The sequence below is a fragment of the Gardnerella sp. DNF01157 genome (genome assembly GCF_049244225.1).
GTDB classification, from domain to species: Bacteria; Actinomycetota; Actinomycetes; order Actinomycetales; family Bifidobacteriaceae; genus Bifidobacterium; species Bifidobacterium leopoldii.
In genome coordinates this window covers 696607-716180 of record NZ_CP058388.1, presented here as the reverse complement: position 1 = coordinate 716180, position 19574 = coordinate 696607, and the positions used below count along the sequence as shown (strand labels likewise).

Sequence of the window (19574 nt, the reverse complement as noted above, 5' to 3'; positions counted from 1 at the left end):
GCATTATGTCAACGACTTGAAAGAATGGGGATTATGGCTGAAGACGTGCAATCTACCGAGCAGACACACTCTAAAGAAGATCGTATGTCAATCATGTCAGACGCTATTGATTCCTTATGGCAACAAGGCGAAATTACTTCCATTCCTACTTTTTCTAAACACCGTATTTTTCGTGATTTTCCAGGACTTCCAGCAAATACCCAACTAGCTTGGTTTAAAATCCCTGGGAAACTATTTGGAATTGCACTAGGTTTATGCAAAGATGATGGAAAACATTTTCGTCAACTTGCAATCGCAGACAAAGATGGGAGAGTTTACACAGGAGATAAAGTAACTCCTGTAGAAGCAATTGAGCGCATACCACAATTGTCATTTATTGAGCAAGGGTCTTTTAATCTATATAACAAAACTAGATTCTATGGATCTAAGCAAATACAAGCATCACATAACTTTACAAAACAACTACAAAGCGTATTTAAAAATTTACGAAAAAAGAAAGTAAATAAGAATACTTCAAGCTCATACGCAAAACAAAACATTAACGATAAGCCTTTTGTCTATGGCGATGTTGTTATGCAAGTTTCTTTAGATGATGGCTTGCATCAAGTTGCTTCATGGATTTGCTTAAACAATGGAAAGCATAAAAAATATACTATTGAAGGCACACGCGTATCGTTGAGTGACGATTTTAGATGCAATCTTTCATATGAAGACGCTATTGCTACAGTATTTTTTGCGACTTTTTTTGTGCCAGATTTGCACCAATCATTAGTTGGTTTTGGATATTTTCACGTATTACACCGCTTGCATACAGAAGCTCCTCTTGGCGCAATAAGAAGAAGCGTTTCCGATATTAAAACTGCGCGCAAAGAAGGTTTTAGAGTTTCCGGTTTGGAAGAATACTACGAACGCGTCATGCGCGACGTTGGAGCATTAGAGCAAACTCACAGTCTAGAAGCAGTCCATGCAGCGGAAAGATTACACTTACAACCTGCACAGAAAACTTCAGCACATTACTTGATTTGGGATGATTCATTAGAGCCTTCTGCAGCTTTGAAAGTGTTGCGCATTGAAGGTGCATTAAACAGACTACAAGCAATTTATCAATGCATTCAAGCAAACGCATCGCAAGGTGGTAAAAGTTTAGAAGATAATATTACTTGCGAGCGCATTTGTGCTATCGATAACTCATTTATTGAAGATCCAGCTTTTATTGCTAGCGAAGATTTAGGAATGCAAAGTTTCGGAGATCCTACGCAAGATGACTGTATTCGCCCATTAATGCATTTATGGCGCAAAGCTCGCAAGTGCCAACAGTCTGCATCGTATTTAAAACAGACTGAAGCAGGAGAGTGGTTGTATCGCCAATCTTTAGCTGAACTTATTCGTAGCTTGTATTTACCGTTCCGTTTTGATGCAGATTTTCGCTCTAATTTAGGAGATGGGAAAGTTGCATTAGCTTTTACAGCAACAGGATCATCACTAATGCCAAGAAGTATCTACGATACTCATAAAAATAAGTGGCATGAGTATAGCGATAGCGAAAAGTCCAATATTTCAGTAAATTACAATTTGAGAATTGGAATTATGCTTGCAACTCTCGCTTTTGGTATTAGCGATAAAATACAGCAAGTTTCTATTAGACTTGACTCTGTAGGTTTAGAAGAAATGGTTGCTGCACAAGATAGCGCTATTAGCAATCTACTAAATCGTACGCTAAGAGCACTAAATAGAATTGATAACAATAGTACGCACGAAAAAGGTGAGCCAAAAGATGGAGACATTCATGGCGACCCTTCTAAGTTGCAAGATTTGCAACACCTACCGTTTGCTGATGTTGTAGAAGCTGCGCAATCATTAGTAGATGAGCATAGTGATGATTTAACAAGCGCAATGGCAGCCGGAAACAATGAAAACAACGCAAATAACACAAATCCTTTAGCAGCATTTAGCGAACCGCCAGAAGTGCGAACTTTAATGACCGTCACTTTCGAACGTGACAATTTCGTAAAACATATTCGCTCGCACGGATTACGAAATCCTATAGAATTCTACAAAAAATCTAACGCGCGTATAAGCTTAAACGAAAATTGCAAGCTTAACACTGTAGAACCATCATTCGATTTGCATGACACTTGCTTCTCACCTAACGGCGCACAGGAAGAGCCAGAGTTTTCAGACACACTATTTAACGAAGAACAAGAAGAAATACTCGGAACAGAACATGCTAAAGGTCTTTCTATACAACGAGAAGACTTGCTACAGCAAGCAGTCGCCGATTTTCATCATATTGCTTCACAACCATTGCTAACAACAGCTGAAAAAGCTCGTGAAGCAATGAATATCATCGAACAAATTGGCGACCCAGAGCTTAACAACCAAGCAGATATAGTAACTCGTTCACTTATTGACGAAACTACAATACCGGAACTTCATTTCAAAGCATCTCAAAATATAAGAGATATGCGCATACACGCCCAAGAACAACTCATAGAGGGCGACATTAAACAAGCATTAGAATCTTATGAGGACAATATTGCAAAATTTGACACCATGTTCACAATAGATAATGCTGTGCCACGTTACTTTAATTCATATGCAGAACGAGTAGTGTACAACCGCTTATTCGCAACACCAGACGAGCAAACACTACTTATTCCAGACGGATTATTCTACGCCCACATGGAATTAGCAGATTTGCTCTCACAACTACATCAATATGATGCGGCGTTAAAACATTTAAACACAATGGTTTCATACGCTCCAACATACGCATTATCGCATTTGCGACTTGCAGCAGCATTATCGCAACAAGAAGATTGGACGTCAACAGTAGCAGCATGTCTAAACGCACTTCGAGTAGCATTAGACAAAGACGACGCAGCATTCGCATACTATAGATTAGCTTATGCAGCTTGGATGCAAGACAAGTTCACTCTGGCAGCAAGCGCTTACCGAATGGCAGACTATTTAGCTCCAGGAAGAATAGAACCGCTACAAATGGAACTAGAAGAATTATTATCACGAATGCGCTCGCAGTGTTATAAAGCTCCTACTAGTATGGATGATGTTAGACATTGCTTTATGAGTGACGATATTCCTGTCTGGCCTAATATTGAAGCAAATCATATTATTGGAAAAGCTGCAAAGCTAACTGTTGACGATGGAATGTTTGTAATTGCAAGAACTTTGTGTGTAGCACATATTCGAATGTCACTGAATGACGATTGTGAAGGTGCAGTACAATCACAGTTCTTACGTTCATTAAATGCGTAAATGGTAAGTGACATAATCTATATAAAGCAACAGCTGATTTGAAGGGGGTTTCATGAGTATGGCTCACGATGATATCGAGTCAAAAAACGCACAATGGACTCTTTTTGACGATTTTGACGAGCAAAATGAGACTCATGAAAATACGCAAAAAACAGATACGTGGATTGCTCAACTTCAGCCAACAGACACTGATGCGTTGGCTCTTGGAAACTTGCAGCAAGCGACGCTTACTATAGAGCAAGCTGCGAAACTTTGGGCAAAATTGGCAGCTTGGGCACAATCTGATCAAATTGCTTATTACGTAGAAGATTCTCCGACTAGTTCAGACGCAGCATATGATGCAAGAATGCGAGCGCTAAGCGCTTTAGAAGCTGCCTTCCCAACTTTAGACACACCTCAATCTCCAACACATCGCGTAGGTGGAACTTTTTCTAACGATTTTACTTCTGTAAAGCATCCGTCTCGAATGATGAGTTTGGATGACGTATTTTCAATTGAAGAATTACACGATTGGTATAACAGCGTAATTCGCGATTTACAATGGGATGAGTCTCAACCTCTTCCTATGACTTGCGAAGTAAAAATTGATGGTCTTGCTTTAAATCTTATTTATCGCAACGGTACTCTTGAACAAGGTCTTACTAGAGGCGATGGCGTAACTGGCGAGGATATTACATTAAACGTAAGAACGATTGAAGCAATACCAACACAGCTTCATTCTGATAATCCTGACGATATTCCTGAGTTCGTGGAAATTCGTGGCGAAGTTTTTATGAAATGGGAAGACTTTAGAAAATTAAATGATGAACAAGAAAATGCTGGACGAGTTGCTTTTGCAAACCCTCGTAACGCTGCAGCTGGCTCTTTGCGCCAAAAAGACCCACGAATTACAGCCACGCGTCGATTAAGCTTTTTTGCACACGGACTAGGTGAGCTTCGTTGGAAAGAAAATACAAACCATAACAATAGTGAAACAAAATTTAATCAGTCTGACGCATATAAGCTCTATCAACAGTGGGGAATACCTGTTTCTCCGTACACAAGAAAAGTCACAAATTTTTCTGAAATAGAAGAAATGATTGACTATTACGGAAAGCATAGAGCAAATATTTTGCACGCTTTAGACGGCATAGTTGTAAAAGTTGATGACAGAGCATTACAGCATCAACTAGGAGCTACTTCTAGAGCTCCACGATGGGCTATTGCATACAAGTATCCTCCTGAAGAAGTTAATACTTATTTGAAGGATATTATTGTCCAGGTTGGAAGAACTGGAAGAGTAACTCCTGTAGCTGTTCTTGAACCTGTTACTGTAGCAGGATCGACAATTTCTCGCACAACTCTTCATAATGCTTACGAAGTTGAACATAAAGGTGTGCTAATTGGCGATACTGTCGTAGTTCGTAAAGCTGGGGATGTTATTCCAGAATTAGTCGGACCGGTACTTAAAGCTAGGGAAGGGCGAGAAAATGAACTTAGAAAGTTTGTTATGCCAGAATACTGCCCATCTTGTGGAACTAAGCTAGCTCCTGCAAAAGAGGGAGATAAAGACATTCGTTGCCCAAATGTAGAAAACTGCCCAGCTCAACTTACAGAACGAATAATTCACTTGGCTTCCAGACAAGCTTTTGATATTGAAAATTTGGGCGATAACGCTGCGCTAGCTCTTACAAATCCTGAGGATTGCAGACCTACAACTGCAGAAGTTTACTGCCCAGATATGGATAAAATTATAATTCAGCGAGGAGCAACTCAACAATCATATATACCGGCACCAGATTTAACGCTACCTGAACCACAAACTCCAGTACTTAGAAATGAAGCTGGATTATTTAGTATTACTGCCGACGATTTGCAAAATGTAATGGTTTGGAAAGAAATTCCTCTTGTTGAAGAGTGGAAAGAAGTTAGTAAAGACGGTAGCTTTAAAAAGCGTACACGCAAAATAGGCGGATCTGGTCTTTGGCACCAAGTTAGAGCATTTTGGACTCGCACAATCGAAGCAAAGTTATCTACAAATTACGAAGCAGAAGGAACTCCCGAAAAAACTACTTCACCAAACGAACAATGGGATCCTCAATATCCTAAATTCCAAGTTCCAATTGACGCTAAAGTGGTACTTTGGAAAAATAAGCGCATTACTAGAAATGCTAAAACTAGCGACAACGCTAAAGAAACAATAAATGTGCCATGGTATACAAGACCTTCTGAAACTACTCGTAGTATGCTTGAAGAAATAGCTCAAAAAGGCAAGAATGCAGCACTGTGGCGAGTTTTGGTTGCTTTATCTATTCGTAGACTAGGTCCACCAACTGCACGTCTTATAGCGGCAAATTTTGGATCTTTAGACAATATTTCCAAAGCATCTATTGAAGAACTTACACAAATTGATGGAGTTGGTCCTGAAATTGCGCAAGCAGTATACAACTGGTTCCAACAAGCTAATGACCCTGCTAATTGGCAATTTGAAGTATTAAAATCGTGGCAAGAAGCAGGTGTAGTAGGGAAAGTTGAAGCATCATCTTTCGCTCAAACATTAGTAGGTAAAACAATAGTTGTTACAGGATCTTTGCAAGGATTTACAAGAGACAGCGCAAAAGAAGCTATAGTCTCAAGAGGCGGCAAAGCATCAGGATCAGTAAGCAAGAACACATATTGCGTTATTCTAGGCGAAAATGCAGGATCCAAGGCAACTAAAGCGCAAGAACTTGGCATCCCTATGCTTAACGAACAACAGTTTAATACTCTTTTAAAAACTGGGAACTTAGAAGAAATACTACAAATTGCAAATAATACTGTTCCAAATCTCATTGCTGAGGAATCATAACGCATGAATACAAGTGAACTCGAAAAACAAGTTTACGATTTGCTGGGTAGCGTTATTGATCCAGAATTAGGTCGCTCTGTTACCGAATTAAATATGGTAACCGGAGTGCATGTGATAAAGAAAGCTGAAACCATTGATACAACAAAGTTTGCTTATGATGTAGAGATAAATCTTGAACTTACTGTGCCAAATTGCCCTCTTGCAGAAGTAATTACAGGACGAGTTCAAGAAGCTATATCTAAATATCCTCAAGCAATACTCATACCGCACGTTAACGCTACTGCAATGAGTAAAACTAAATTAGAAAAGTTGGTTGCAGATTTAAAAGCTGAACGCAAAGAAAATCCATTTAATAAAGCTGGCACTCGCACGAGAATTTTTGCTATAGCCTCTGGGAAAGGCGGAGTGGGAAAATCTTCTATAACTGCTAATTTAGCTGCAACTTTTGCCGCATTAGGTTACGATACTGCAGCTATTGACGCCGATATTTACGGCTTTTCTTTACCGCGAATGTTTGGAGTTAATTCTCAACCAACAAATTTAAACGGAATGCTTATGCCTGTAGTTGCTTGGGGAGTAAAGCTTATTTCTATTGGAATGTTTGCTGGAACTGATCGTGCTATTTTGTGGAGAGGACCACGATTACAACGTTCTTTAGAGCAGTTTCTTTCAGATGTTTGGTGGGGCAACCCTGATGTTTTACTTCTTGATTTAGCTCCAGGCACAGGAGATATGGCATTAGCTGTAGCGCAATCCTTACCAAACGTAGAGCTTGTTGTAGTAACAACTCCACAGCCTAGCGCATCAGATGTAGCAGTTAGGTCAGGTCTTATGGCTTTGCAAATTCCTGTAAAAGTTCGCGGAGTTGTTGAGAACATGAGCTGGTTTGAAAATAACGGCGAGCGCTTAGAATTATTTGGTTCAGGAGGAGGAAGGAGAGTAAGCGAACAACTTTGTAACGCTCTTGACACTAATGTGCCTCTTTTAGCTCAACTTCCTTTAGATCCTGCGCTTAGAGAAACTGGTGAAGCAGGGAGACCTGCTGTTCTAACCGAAGATGGAAAATTGGCAGATTCTAATTTAGCTAATACTTTTATTCATTTAGCTAAATCTTTAATAAAAAACTCTTAAAGCAAATAAAGCTTAAAATACAGCCGAAAAAATAAGTATGGGGTTGCTTAAAATCAAGCGACCCCATACTTTTAGTTAGTTATAAAACTAATTATTTAACAGCGTTCAACCACTGCTCTTTAGTAGCCTTTTCAGCTTCCAACTTAGCTTTACGCTTATTATCGGTTTCCTTAGCAATAGCAGCGTTAAGCTCTTCTAGTTGTGCTTCCAACTGTAAAGCAAAACTGGACTTACGAGCGTTAGCTTCAGGATCAGCCTCACGCCAAGCAGCTTCTTCAACAGCCTTAATCTTTTTATCAACGTCGTTTAAGCGAGACTCAATACGACGCATATCTTCACGAGGAACGAAACCAATAGCATCCCATTCTTCCTGAATCTGAGACAAAGCCTTACGAGCTTTCTTAGCAGCTTCTTCATTTTCTACTGGCAACAAAGCCTCTGCTTTTACGAGCAAAGCTTCCTTCTTAGCAAGATTTTCGTGTTCTCCAGCATTAACCTTTTCACGGTCATTTTGACGAGCATGATAGAAAGCATCAGCAGCTTCGCGGAACTTAGCCCACAAAGCATCATCGTGCTGGCGGCCAGCATTGCCAGCTTTCTTCCAACGATCCATCAAAGCATTGAACTTCATAGAAGTTTCACGCCAATCTTTTGAATCTTTTAAGCTTTCAGCTTCTGCAATAATAGCTTCCTTAAGCTGCTTAGCAGTATTACGCACGTGCTCACGTTCTTTAACCCAAGAATTGCGAGCCTGAGAGAATGCAGAACGAGCCTTTGAAAAACGCTGCCACAAAGCATCGGCATCAGACTTATTCAAGTGAATAGTAGTACGCTGATGCTCCTGCCATTCGTCAAATAAAGCACGTAGCTTATCGTTTAATTCACGCCAATTAGTAGATTCATTCATTTGCGCTACTAACAATTCTGCACGTTCTACAATATTTGTACGCTCTTTCAAAGCTTTTTCCAGAGCTTCTTTTCGAGCTTTAGCGATTGCTTCCTTCTTTTCATTACCTTTTGCAGTCAATTCGGCGTGTCGCGCACGTAAAGCAGCAATATCGCCTACGGCAGCAGGATTTTCCAATTCAGCTTTCAAAGTATTAAGCGTTTCGTCAATTTCTTTTGCTTTTACATTGGAAGCTTCTAAGCGCTTAGCAAAAAGATCAAGCTTAATCTTCAAATCAAGATAACGGTGAATATAGAAAGTCAACGCTTCTTCAGGAGTGCCAGTGGAGTATTGACCAACCTCACGCTCAGCACCGTTTTCAGTAACGTAAACAGTGCCATTTTCATCAACACGGCCAAAAGTTTTTGCGGCTTTAATATCCTCTTCACTATAAGAAATGGTTGGTGCTTGAGCAACAACACGAGTCTTATGCGCGAAGCTTGCTGGAGATGGAGCAACTGGCTTTGGCGCGGTAGTAGTTTTAGTAGTTTCTTCAGGTTTAGTCTGTTCGGTCACGGGACGACTCCTTACAGCAGATGCACGGTAACATTGTTACGAATAAGTATGACGGTAAGCCATGATTTTTCCGCAACACCACCTATTATAGTGGACATGGTACAAGGCTCATCAATATCGGGTTTCCCTGAATGGCTTCCTAGTGAACGCGCTGTTGAACAGCAAGTAATTGACACACTAAGAGAAGTGTTTGAACTCAACGGTTTTATTGGAATTGAAACGCGTGCAGTAGAACAGGGTTCAAGCTTATTAAAAAAAGGCGAAACCAGTAAAGAAATTTATTTATTATCGCGTTTACAAGAAGTTGGTCACGAATCCGACACTCCTGTAGAAGAACGCATTGGTTTACATTTCGATTTAACAGTTCCACTCAGCCGTTACGTCGTTGAGCATACTGGTGATTTGACGTTCCCATTTAAGCGCTGGCAAATGCAAAAAGTTTGGCGAGGGGAGCGTCCACAAGAAGGTCGTTTCCGTGAGTTTGTTCAAGCAGATATCGATGTCGTAGGAAATGGCGAATTACCTTCACACTACGAAGTTGAACTTCCACTTGTCATGGTTGAAGCTCTTGAGCGTTTACGTAAGTTCGGTCTTCCTAAGGCAACTGTTCATGCTAACAATCGAAAGCTTTCTGAAGGTTTTTATCGCGGTATTGGATTAAGCGATATCGAGGGAGTTCTTCGAGAAATCGATAAGCTAGACAAAATTGGCGCTGAAGAAGTATCCAAGCTTTTGGTAAAAGAATGCGGCGCTACGGCTTCTCAAGCTGATGCATGCTTAGAATTAGCTGAACTTACTGCCGAAACAGGAGATGAGTTGAAGTCTCGTTTCGACGAATTATGCGATAAGCATAATATTTCTCGAAGTGATGATAACGAGTCTTACGTTTTAGCTTCTCAAGGTGTTGAAACTCTTGCAATGATTGTAGACGAAGCAGCACGTATTCGCCCAGGCGCTGTTGTTGCTGATTTGAAGATTGCTCGTGGACTTGACTACTATACTGGTTCTGTTTACGAAACTTTCCTTGATAATGCAGCATCTCTTGGTTCAATTTGCTCTGGTGGACGTTACGATAATTTAGTTTCACAGGGCAAGAAGAAGTATCCAGGCGTAGGACTTTCAATTGGCATGTCTCGACTGCTTTCTTATATGCTTCACACTGCAGGAGCTACTGTTTCTCGAGTTTCTCCTGCTGCAGTACTTGTTGCAGTGTGGAATGAAGAAGATCGTCCTGCATGCAATGCTATTGCTAAAACTTTACGAGATCGAGGCATTGCAGCAGATGTTGCTCCTAGCGCAGCAAAGCTTGGTAAGCAAATAAAATATGCTGACAAGCTCGGCATTCCTTATGTGTGGTTCCCTGCTGATAGCACTGAATCAGAGTCATCTCACGATGAAGTAAAAAATATTATTACTGGCGAACAGGAAACCGCGGATGCCACGTCTTGGCAACCGGATACTGTTTATGCCCGGCAGACAGTTTCTTGCGCTAAATAATGTTCTTGCAAATTTGCTTGAATATTGTGCGCAAAATCATGTCAATAGAAACAAATGAATATATCAATTAGATTGTAGAGGAAGTGGACTTATGAGCCAGACGGCGTATCGCACACATCATGCCGTTGAAGTGACTGAAGAATTAGTCGGGCAAAAAGTAACCATCGCTGGTTGGGTTGATCGTCGCCGCGATCATGGTGGAGTCGCCTTTGTTGATGTCCGTGATAACACAGGCTTAGTGCAAGTTGTTATTTACGATGAAGAAACTGCACGACCATTGCGTAGTGAATTCGTTGTACAAGTGACCGGCGAAGTTCGCTTGCGTCCAGATGGCAACGAAAACGATCATTTAGCAACCGGTAAAATTGAGATTGTTGCTCAAACTGTTACTATTCTCGCGAAGTCAGACGCTTTGCCATTCCAGGTTTCAACAGCTTTGGAAAACGAGTCCGAGAACAAGCTTCCAAGCGAAGATGTTCGTTTGAAGTATCGCTACCTTGATTTGCGTCGCCCATCTATGCAACGCAATTTGAAGCTTCGCTCTGATATGGCTAAGGCTGCCCGCCATGCTTTGGAAGACATGAACTTTACTGAAGTTGAAACACCAACTTTCATTAAGTCAACTCCTGAAGGTGCTCGCGACTTCGTTGTTCCAGCACGATTGGTTCCAGGCTCTTGGTACGCACTTCCACAGTCTCCTCAGCTTCTAAAGCAGTTGCTCATGGTTTCTGGCGTCGAGCGCTACTATCAGCTTGCTCGTTGCTATCGCGACGAAGACTTCCGTGCGGATCGTCAGCCTGAGTTCACTCAGCTTGATATGGAAATGAGCTTTGCAAGCCAGGAAGATGTTATGGCTATGGCAGAGCGCGTTATTGCTGCTATTTGGAAGGAAGCTGGTCACGAGATTGCTCTTCCTTTGCCTCGTATTACTTGGCAGGAAGCAATGGATAAGTATGGTTCCGATAAGCCTGATTTGCGTTTTGGAAACCCACTTATTGAGTTGACTGACTACTTTAAGAACACTCCATTCCGCGTGTTCCAAGCTTCATACGTTGGCGCTGTGCTCTTTAAGGGCGGTGCTGCAACTCCTCGCCGTCAGTTTGACGCTTGGCAGGATTGGGCTAAGCAGCGTGGAGCTAAGGGATTGGCTTACGTTGTGTTTGGTGAAGATGGCGAGTTAAAGGGTCCTGTTGCTAAGAATCTTAGTGAAGAAGAGCGCGCAGGTCTTAAGGAAGCTGTTGGAGCAGAAGATGGCGATGCAGTGTTCTTCGCAGCAGGCTCCCGCGAGTCTTCGCAGCTTTTGCTCGGTGCTGTTCGTGTAGAGCTTGCTAGCCGCGCAGGATTGCTTCACCCAGATGAGTTTGCTTTCACTTGGGTTGTTGACTTCCCACTGTTCAAGCGCACTGATGATCCAGATGATGACGACGTTGCTGTTGGTCACTCAAAGTGGACTTCTATGCACCATCCATTCACAATGCCATCTGCTGATTGGATCGATAAGTTTGATAAAGATCCAGAGCACGCTATGAGCGATTCTTACGATATCGTGTGCAACGGTAACGAAATGGGCGGCGGATCCGTTCGTATTCACCGCGACGATATTCAAGATCGTGTGCTTAACGTTCTTGGAATCGATAAGGCTGAAGCTGACGAAAAGTTCGGCTTCTTGCTTGAAGCTTTCAAGTATGGTGCTCCACCTCACGCTGGTATTGCTTTGGGTTGGGATCGTACTGCTGCAATTTTGGCAGGCGCAAGCTCAATCCGCGACGTAATTGCATTCCCTAAGGCTGGCGGCGGTAGGGATCCTCTAACCGGCGCTCCTGCTCCGATTTCTGACGAGCAGCGTGCTGAAACTGGCGTTGATTACGATCCAGAAGAAAACGAGTAAATAGAAATACTTGTAAAAAGTGTTATTGATAAGCCGTTGATTGTTGATTTTATGATTACAATTAACGGCTTTTTTGTAACGTAAGAGTTACAAAACGTAACGATAGTGATAAATAGCCGTAACACAGGTTAGCTAAACTTCTTGTTATGGATAAGCAAGTATCAAAGTCAAATCCAAACGCCGAGGATATGACTAATCGCACTATTTCAGTGCAAAAAGCGGCAAATCCCCTCGTAGAACTAAGTCATGTCGAAAAGCATTATGGAAAACTTCATGTGCTTAAAGACATCAATCTGACTGTTAATAAAGGCGAAGTACTAGTTATTATCGGTCCATCTGGTTCTGGTAAATCGACAATGTGTCGCACAATTAACCGTCTCGAAACTATTGATTCAGGTGACATACGTATTGACGGTGAGCCACTTCCTCAAGAAGGAAAAGAACTTGCAGCTTTGCGAGCAGAAGTTGGTATGGTATTCCAGTCCTTTAATCTTTTCGCTAACAAGACTATTTTGGAAAATGTTATTCTTGCTCCAATGAAAGTGCGCCATATGGATCAGCAAAGTGCTGAATCTCTTGCTATGGAATTGCTTACTCGAGTCGGAGTTGATAATCAAGCAAATAAAATGCCTTCACAACTTTCCGGCGGTCAGCAGCAGCGTGTTGCAATTGCTCGAGCTCTTGCTATGCAGCCAAAAGTTATGCTTTTTGATGAACCTACATCTGCACTAGATCCGGAAATGGTTAATGAAGTTCTTGATGTCATGGTTGAACTTGCAAAAGAAGGCATGACTATGATTTGTGTTACCCACGAAATGGGATTTGCACGCAAGGCAGCTGACAGAATTGTATTTATGGCAGATGGTCAAATTCTTGAACAAGGCACTCCTGAAGAATTCTTTGAACATCCAAAAACTGATCGTGCAAAAGATTTCCTTTCCAAGATTCTTACGCATTAATCTGCTTTTTGTTTTATCTTTCAGTAAAATTCTGAAACTTTAAAACAGTTCTTATGAAGGGAAAAGATATGAAAATATTACAAAATCGCATTTTTCGTGCGATACTAGCGATGCTTTGTACCATATGTTGCGTTATGCCACTTACAGCGTGCGATCGTAGCGATGGTAAAAAAGTCATACGCATCGGTATTAAATTCGATCAGCCAGGCATCGGCTTCAAAAAATCAGGAACTTACGTTGGATTCGACGTTGATGTTGCAAAGTATGTTGCTAAAAAGCTTGGCTATTCCGAAGATCAGATTGTGTGGAAAGAATCACCATCTAAACAACGCGAAACGATGCTCCAAAATGGCGATGTTGATATGATTGTAGCCTCATACTCTATTACGGATGCTCGTAAAAAAATGGTGACATTTGCAGGACCATATTTTATTGCTGGCCAGGATTTACTAGTTCGAAAAGATGAGCATAAAGTAAGCGGTCCAAATGATTTGGACGGAAAGCGTTTATGCTCAGTTTCAGGCTCAACATCTGCAATTGCTATTAAGGAGCGTTACTCTTCAAAGGTACAGCTTATGCAACAGCCTGGTTATGCAGAATGTGCAACTGCATTATTCTCAGGAATTGTAGATGCTGTAACTACCGACGACATTATTCTTGCTGGTTTAGCAACCGCTTCTCGAGGTCGTTTAAAGCTTGTAAACAAGCCATTTACCGCAGAATATTACGGAATTGGTATTAAAAAAGGAAATACAGGCTTAGCTAAGAAAATTAACACAGCCTTAAAAGACATGATTCGTAACGGATCATGGAAAAGAGCTCTAGACGACAATTTACGAGGCACTGGCTTTAAGCCAAACGCAAAGTATAATCCGCCAATTCCTCAAGAAGGAGAGAAGTAATATGCAAGATTTTATGCAGCTATTTACCTCCTACAATATTCCAGGAGCATTCTTGGTTAATATTGAAATAACTTTATGGAGTGTACTTTTTTCATCAATTATTGGCGTAATTCTTGTTACTATGCGCATTTGCCCTGTTTCATCATTACGCATGATTGCTACAGTTTATGTTGAATTGTTTAAAAACATGCCACTTACCATCATTATGGTTTTTATGGTTTTAGGCGTTTACGCTCAGCTTAAGATAGGATTCTCCTCAATTTTTGAAGTGAATTTCTTCTGGCTGGCAATTGCTGGATTGTCGCTTTATACTGCAGCATTTGTTTGCGAATCTTTGAGATCTGGTCTTAATACAGTGCCTGTTGGCCAAGCAGAAGCTTGCCGCGCTCTTGGATTAAATTTCTTCCAATCTGCAACACAAGTAATTCTTCCACAAACTTTCTGCGGTTCAGTAGCACCATTAGGTAATACTTTTATTGCTTTGCTTAAGAATTCTACAGTTGCTGCTGCAGCATCAGTTGCCACAGAGACTTCAACAATGATGAGCGAAATGATTGAGAAACATGCAGATTTGATTGTTCCAATCTTCTTAATTTTCGCTTGCGGATACATTATGCTCATCATTCCTATCGGCATTTTGACTACTTATTTGTCAAATAAACTTGCTGTGAGAAGGTGATAACAATGGCTAAACAACGTGAACAATCATTATTATTTGATGCTCCAGGTCCAAAAGCTCTTAAGAAAATTCGCATAGCTAATATTATTGCCGGTTGCATTTTTGTTATTTGCATTATTGCTATTCTCGTTCGTTTGAGCAATCCTCCAGAGGGAGAAAACCAACTTTCTTGGACACTTTGGAATCCTGCACTCGAATCTGAAGCCTGGGTTGATTTTTATCTTCCTGGATTATGGATGACACTAAAGGCATCGTTACTTGCAGTAGTTGGTTCTATTGTATTTGGCTTATTCTTCGGACTTTGCCGTTTACTACCTAATTTTATTATTCGTAGTATTTCCGCAATAGTAGTAGAATTTTGCCGTGCAGTACCAGTATTGATGCTTATGATTTTCTTGTGGAGAGCATTCGCACTTTCTGGTATGAAAGAATCATCATACTGGGCTGTTGTTTTGGCACTGATTATGTATAACGGTTCTGTTGTTGCAGAACTTGTTAGATCTGGTGTTGGCAACTTGCCAAACGGTCAAAGAGAAGCTTCGCTTGCATTAGGATTGAGCGAATACCAATCATTGACACAAATTGAAATGCCTCAAGCAATTATTGCTATGATGCCTGCAGCAGTAACTCAGCTTGTAGTTGTTTTGAAGGATACTGCACTTGGTTCAATTATTATGTACACTGATTTGCTTCAGGAATCGCGTCGACTCGGATCAATGTACTTTAATATTTTGCAAACATTAAGCGTTGCAGCAGTAATATATTTCCTTATTTGCTTGGCATTGTCTTGGTTTGCACAATGGTTGCCATCGCACTTGAAGAATCGAACTGCCGCTCCAACAGAACCAGAGCCTGTTGCTCCAATTGCTATTATGGATCCTTCTAATGTGAACCAAATAGCAGTTGCTAGCGAAGTTAAAGAGCTTCCTTATGGTGGTACTCCACGTAAGTATCACGTACATCATCGCGGTACAAACGCTTCTATTCACCATTGGCGTCACACTCGTTACTTGCAAGGCTATGACGAGCATCATCTAAAAACTGGAGATGAACCGGAAGAAAATGATGACAACAATGCAGAAAATAACTAAATTTCATATTTAGTGGTGTTTAGTAGCAAATTTCTCATAAGCGCAGTCAGTATTTATTATTGGCTGCGCTTATTATTTTCTATCTTGCAATTTCTAACTTTGGTAGAATCATAATAGTATTTCAAAATAACCGTTAAAAGCAATATTTGCGCAGCGACGCACAAATCGCTAAACTATTAAGGTCACATGCATACGAGGAGGCTTTTACATGGATGACGCGTTTGAGTTGTCCGCTGCAAAGATGCGCGAACAAGGCATGAGCGAAATTGCTATTGAACAATTTAAACACTTATATAATGCTTGGAATTTAGATAAATCAGGGGATAAGCCTGCGGAGTTTATTCGCGAGAGCACGGTTGAGCCTATTAAAAGCGTTCCAACTTTCCACGAAATTTACGAAACTATTGATCACGACAAAGCTGTTAACGCATTCGCAAAAACTGCTTTTATTAAATTAAATGGCGGTTTGGGAACATCTATGGGCTTGTCTTGCGCAAAATCTTTACTACCAGTTCGTAGGCATAAAGCTCGCCAAATGCGCTTTATTGATATTATTATTGGACAAGTTCTTACAGCTCGTCAACGATTAGGAGTTAATCTTCCGCTTATTTTCATGAATTCTTTCCGCACGTCTCATGATACTTTGCAAGTACTAAAACGCAATCGCAAGTTTGTGCAAGACAATATTCCTGTAGAAATTATTCAACATCAAGAACCAAAATTAGTAGAGGAAACTGGAGAACCGGTTTCTCACAAGGAAGATCGATCTCTTGAATGGTGCCCTCCAGGTCACGGCGATATTTTTTCAACTCTGTGGGAATCTGATTTATTGCATACTCTTAAAGAAAATGGAATTGAGTATTTGTTTATTTCAAATTCTGACAATTTAGGTGCTAGACCGTCGCGCACTCTTGCTCAACATTTTGAAAATACTGGCGCACCTATCATGATTGAGGTTGCGAAGCGAACGCAAGCAGATCGTAAGGGCGGTCACATTGTTAGGGACGCGCAAACAGGAAGACTAATACTACGAGAAATGACACAGGTTCATCCTGAGGATCGTAGAAGCGCACAAAGCATTAAAAAACATCCATACTTCAACACAAATAATATTTGGGTTCGTGTAGATGCTCTAGAAAAAAAGTTAAAAGAGCACAAAGGAATTTTGCCTTTGCCTGTTATTTTTAATCACAAAACTGTTGACCCAACTGACGAAAGCAGCACACCAGTAGTGCAATTAGAAACAGCAATGGGCGCAATAGCTTCACTTTTTGATGACGCAATTTGCGTAGAAGTTGATCGCATGCGTTTCTTGCCTGTTAAAACAACCAATGACTTATTTATTATGCGATCAGATAGATTCCATCTTACTGATTCATATGAAATGGAAGATGGTAACTATATATTTCCTGATATTGATTTGGATCCACGTTATTACAAAAACATCAATGATTTCAACGAAAGATTCCCATATTCTGTTCCAGCTTTAGCTGCTGCAAAATCAGTAACTATTAGAGGGGATTGGACATTTGGAAATCAAGTTTCAATGTTTGCTGACGCTGTTTTAGAAGATACAGGAGAACCAAGTTATGTGCCGAACGGAGAATTCGTGGGACCGCAAGGAATTGAACCAGACTCTTGGGTTTAAAGCAGATTTCTTGCAAATATGCGATTTTTATTGATAGTAAATAAAATTATCTATAAAAAAGTTATATGGCGTGTCGCGAAAAAATGGCGTATTTTCAACGTTGTTGATGTTCGTGTGAATAAAAAATACATAATTATTAGAAGTTTTTTAAAAAATGTCCACACGTACCGCAAAACACCATTAAAATAGAAAAGGTGTGCGCAGTATTGCAACACAAGTTTTGCTGCATTTCGTAGTCGCTTGTATGCAAGGCGCATAAGTAAATTGATACAAACATGATACGTGAGGACTAATGGTAGAAGGAAGCAACGGAAGGCGACGTTTTTCCGACAAATGGGGCAAACACGAGTTAGATGTACTCGCTGTATTGTCTTCCGCATTCCCGCAATGGCTGACTTCGCGTCAAATTGCACAGCGCGTAAAGGCATATGCAGATTCGTACGGTGAGCTTGCAGATCAAGCAGCTAAAGCAGCATTCGCAAAACAATTCCAGCGAGATCGCGCAAAGCTTGCTGCTATGGGTATTGCAATCGAATCTAGGCAGCCAGAATATTCTTCAAAGTCCGAAGGTCAAGACTTTGCGTCTTATCGTTTGCAATTAGGCGATGAACCTCGCGTACGTTTACGTTTCGACCAATCTGAATTACCAGTTTTAGCTGCAGCAAATTATCTTGCTCGTTCAATGTCTATTTCTTCTCTTGATTCAGGTCAACACGAGCAACAGCGCACTTCTCGCACTGCTCCTAGAGTTCCACAAACTCCTATTCCTGGCTTAGGCTTGGATTCAATCGCACCTGGTCTTGGAACACAAATGCTACCTGATTCATTGGTAAAAGTTATTGATTCTCGCAGATTTGCCGCAACTGTGGATGTCGATGGTGAACATTTAAACGTTGCTTATACTGATGCTGACGACTTAGCGATGTTTGTGCTAGAACATCCTGGATCTAGCGTAGTAAGCCCTCAAGAAGCAGTTGATGCTTTCCATCGCCGTTTGCACGCAGCAGTTAATTTTGCTCAATGTGACGAAAATGAGCAAAAAGATGAAGAAGATGCTATACAAGAAGCGCAAAATATTGAAGAACAAAATAGCGACACTGATAAATCGCATACCAAAAAAGGCTCTTCATTCCAAACTGGAAGTGAAGTAGATCGTAGGCTTCGATTGATGCTTTTCTTGTCTGCTCATCTTGGAGAGGAATTCCCATTAGACGAGCTTGCTGAGCGTTTTATTGGTAGACCAAAAAGCGATGATGAACTTCGTCGATTTGTTACAATTCTTCACAAGGATATAAATACTCTTACTACTGTTTCTGACGATGGGGAAATGGCCGGAAGCCAATTCTTTGATATAGATTGGACTCTTCTTGAGAACGAGGGAATTGTTTCTGCTACTAATTCTCTAGGATTGGAAAGACTTGCTGGAATTTCGCAGCAATATTTGAGCATGCTTACTGCGTCTGCTAATTATTTGGCACATTCCTTGCTTTTGCCTATTGAGCAGCGCACACAAGCTGAATCCTTGTATAAACGTCTTCGCCGTCATGTTCTTCCTGGTCAAACTCCATGGCTGAGTTTAACAGGTTACGAAATTGAGCCTCGAAATTGTTCTATTGTTCGCAGTGCTATTAACTCTGGATCTTTGCTAGATATGGAATACACTGACGGGGCAGGACGTATTCGTCGCAAGATTGTTGCACCGTCGAAGATTTACGTTGATGAAGGCGTTTACTATGTTGCAGTGTGGACTGATGTAGAGCAGCAAACACCAGAAGATAAACGTGAATTTGTTGCTAAAGATACGACAATTAATAAAGCGAATGGATTGCCTCGCATTTGGCAAGTTCTTCGCGTAGCACGTATTGAACGTGCAGAAGTTGTAGAGCCTGTGTCTCAAGTTGAAATTCCAGATGTGCCAGTTAGCGAACTTCGCAAGTGGAGCTTTGATAACGGAACTGAGACTTGCTTCATTACCGACGAAACAGAATTGAACTTTTTGAAGAATCTTTCTGGAGCCACTATGGAAACTTGTGGCAGCGGAGTAAAAGTCCATCTTACTGTTTCTTCTGATTCATGGTTCGTTGCTTTTTGCATTGCTCACGCACGTCATATTACAGCTGTTGCTCCTGAAACATTGCGTAGTATGATTATTGCTCGCGCTCAACGTGAATTAAGCGTTAATCACGCTGATAATGCGAATACAGAGGAATAACA

The 19574-nt window shown here is 41.0% G+C and carries 12 protein-coding genes; 11 read left to right on the top strand and 1 reads right to left on the bottom strand.

Annotated features, from left to right (window positions below):
• The first annotated feature begins 33 nt into the window (after nucleotides 1-33).
• From HXT38_RS02630 to HXT38_RS02620, 3 genes are read left to right on the top strand one after another with little or no spacing between them, the layout of a single operon-like run.
• Complete coding sequence (locus HXT38_RS02630; RefSeq protein ID WP_410299646.1) at nucleotides 34-3276, top strand: tetratricopeptide repeat protein; 3243 nt, start codon at nucleotides 34-36, stop codon at nucleotides 3274-3276.
• Nucleotides 3277-3334: 58 nt separating this feature from the next.
• On the top strand, nucleotides 3335-6103 hold the full coding sequence (gene ligA, locus HXT38_RS02625) for an NAD-dependent DNA ligase LigA (protein ID WP_421792002.1): 2769 nt from the start codon (nucleotides 3335-3337) through the stop codon (nucleotides 6101-6103).
• 3 nt (nucleotides 6104-6106) lie between these two features.
• On the top strand, nucleotides 6107-7234 hold the full coding sequence (locus HXT38_RS02620) for an Mrp/NBP35 family ATP-binding protein (RefSeq protein ID WP_064340392.1): 1128 nt from the start codon (nucleotides 6107-6109) through the stop codon (nucleotides 7232-7234).
• Between the two features lie 91 nt (nucleotides 7235-7325).
• On the opposite strand, the gene HXT38_RS02615 is transcribed toward HXT38_RS02620, so the two are convergent.
• The gene (locus HXT38_RS02615) at nucleotides 7326-8696 is read right to left on the bottom strand and encodes a DUF349 domain-containing protein (protein WP_004574246.1); all 1371 of its coding nucleotides are present in this window, start codon (nucleotides 8694-8696) and stop codon (nucleotides 7326-7328) included.
• A 96-nt stretch (nucleotides 8697-8792) separates the two neighbouring features.
• Between HXT38_RS02615 and hisS the strand changes: the two genes are divergently transcribed.
• The 8 genes from hisS to HXT38_RS02575 all read left to right on the top strand — a co-directional run bounded on the left by hisS (nucleotide 8793) and on the right by HXT38_RS02575 (nucleotide 19572).
• The gene (hisS, locus tag HXT38_RS02610; protein WP_004106651.1) at nucleotides 8793-10193 is read left to right on the top strand and encodes a histidine--tRNA ligase; all 1401 of its coding nucleotides are present in this window, start codon (nucleotides 8793-8795) and stop codon (nucleotides 10191-10193) included.
• Nucleotides 10194-10284: 91 nt separating this feature from the next.
• On the top strand, nucleotides 10285-12081 hold the full coding sequence (gene aspS / locus HXT38_RS02605; protein WP_064340391.1) for an aspartate--tRNA ligase: 1797 nt from the start codon (nucleotides 10285-10287) through the stop codon (nucleotides 12079-12081).
• A 146-nt stretch (nucleotides 12082-12227) separates the two neighbouring features.
• Nucleotides 12228-13040: an amino acid ABC transporter ATP-binding protein gene (locus tag HXT38_RS02600; RefSeq protein ID WP_004106646.1), complete on the top strand. Its 813-nt coding sequence runs from the start codon at nucleotides 12228-12230 to the stop codon at nucleotides 13038-13040.
• Between the two features lie 68 nt (nucleotides 13041-13108).
• On the top strand, nucleotides 13109-13942 hold the full coding sequence (locus HXT38_RS02595; RefSeq protein ID WP_064340390.1) for a glutamate ABC transporter substrate-binding protein: 834 nt from the start codon (nucleotides 13109-13111) through the stop codon (nucleotides 13940-13942).
• 1 nt (nucleotide 13943) lies between these two features.
• On the top strand, nucleotides 13944-14621 hold the full coding sequence (locus tag HXT38_RS02590) for an ABC transporter permease subunit (RefSeq protein WP_004574250.1): 678 nt from the start codon (nucleotides 13944-13946) through the stop codon (nucleotides 14619-14621).
• Between the two features lie 5 nt (nucleotides 14622-14626).
• Complete coding sequence (locus HXT38_RS02585; RefSeq protein ID WP_004106637.1) at nucleotides 14627-15712, top strand: amino acid ABC transporter permease; 1086 nt, start codon at nucleotides 14627-14629, stop codon at nucleotides 15710-15712.
• Nucleotides 15713-15920: 208 nt separating this feature from the next.
• Entirely contained in the window at nucleotides 15921-17360 is a 1440-nt protein-coding gene (locus tag HXT38_RS02580) for a UTP--glucose-1-phosphate uridylyltransferase (RefSeq protein ID WP_004106635.1), read from the top strand.
• A gap of 292 nt (nucleotides 17361-17652) precedes the next feature.
• Nucleotides 17653-19572, top strand: coding sequence for a helix-turn-helix transcriptional regulator (locus HXT38_RS02575; protein WP_119526605.1), 1920 nt, complete (start codon nucleotides 17653-17655; stop codon nucleotides 19570-19572).
• The last annotated feature ends 2 nt before the right edge of the window (nucleotides 19573-19574 follow it).

Coding starts and splice junctions, on each gene's coding strand:
- HXT38_RS02630 (WP_410299646.1), top strand. CDS start 34: ATGGCTGAAGACGTGCAATCTACCGAGCAGACACACTCTAAAGAAGAT.
- ligA (WP_421792002.1), top strand. CDS start 3,335: ATGGCTCACGATGATATCGAGTCAAAAAACGCACAATGGACTCTTTTT.
- HXT38_RS02620 (WP_064340392.1), top strand. CDS start 6,107: ATGAATACAAGTGAACTCGAAAAACAAGTTTACGATTTGCTGGGTAGC.
- hisS (WP_004106651.1), top strand. CDS start 8,793: ATGGTACAAGGCTCATCAATATCGGGTTTCCCTGAATGGCTTCCTAGT.
- aspS (WP_064340391.1), top strand. CDS start 10,285: ATGAGCCAGACGGCGTATCGCACACATCATGCCGTTGAAGTGACTGAA.
- HXT38_RS02600 (WP_004106646.1), top strand. CDS start 12,228: ATGGATAAGCAAGTATCAAAGTCAAATCCAAACGCCGAGGATATGACT.
- HXT38_RS02595 (WP_064340390.1), top strand. CDS start 13,109: ATGAAAATATTACAAAATCGCATTTTTCGTGCGATACTAGCGATGCTT.
- HXT38_RS02590 (WP_004574250.1), top strand. CDS start 13,944: ATGCAAGATTTTATGCAGCTATTTACCTCCTACAATATTCCAGGAGCA.
- HXT38_RS02585 (WP_004106637.1), top strand. CDS start 14,627: ATGGCTAAACAACGTGAACAATCATTATTATTTGATGCTCCAGGTCCA.
- HXT38_RS02580 (WP_004106635.1), top strand. CDS start 15,921: ATGGATGACGCGTTTGAGTTGTCCGCTGCAAAGATGCGCGAACAAGGC.
- HXT38_RS02575 (WP_119526605.1), top strand. CDS start 17,653: ATGGTAGAAGGAAGCAACGGAAGGCGACGTTTTTCCGACAAATGGGGC.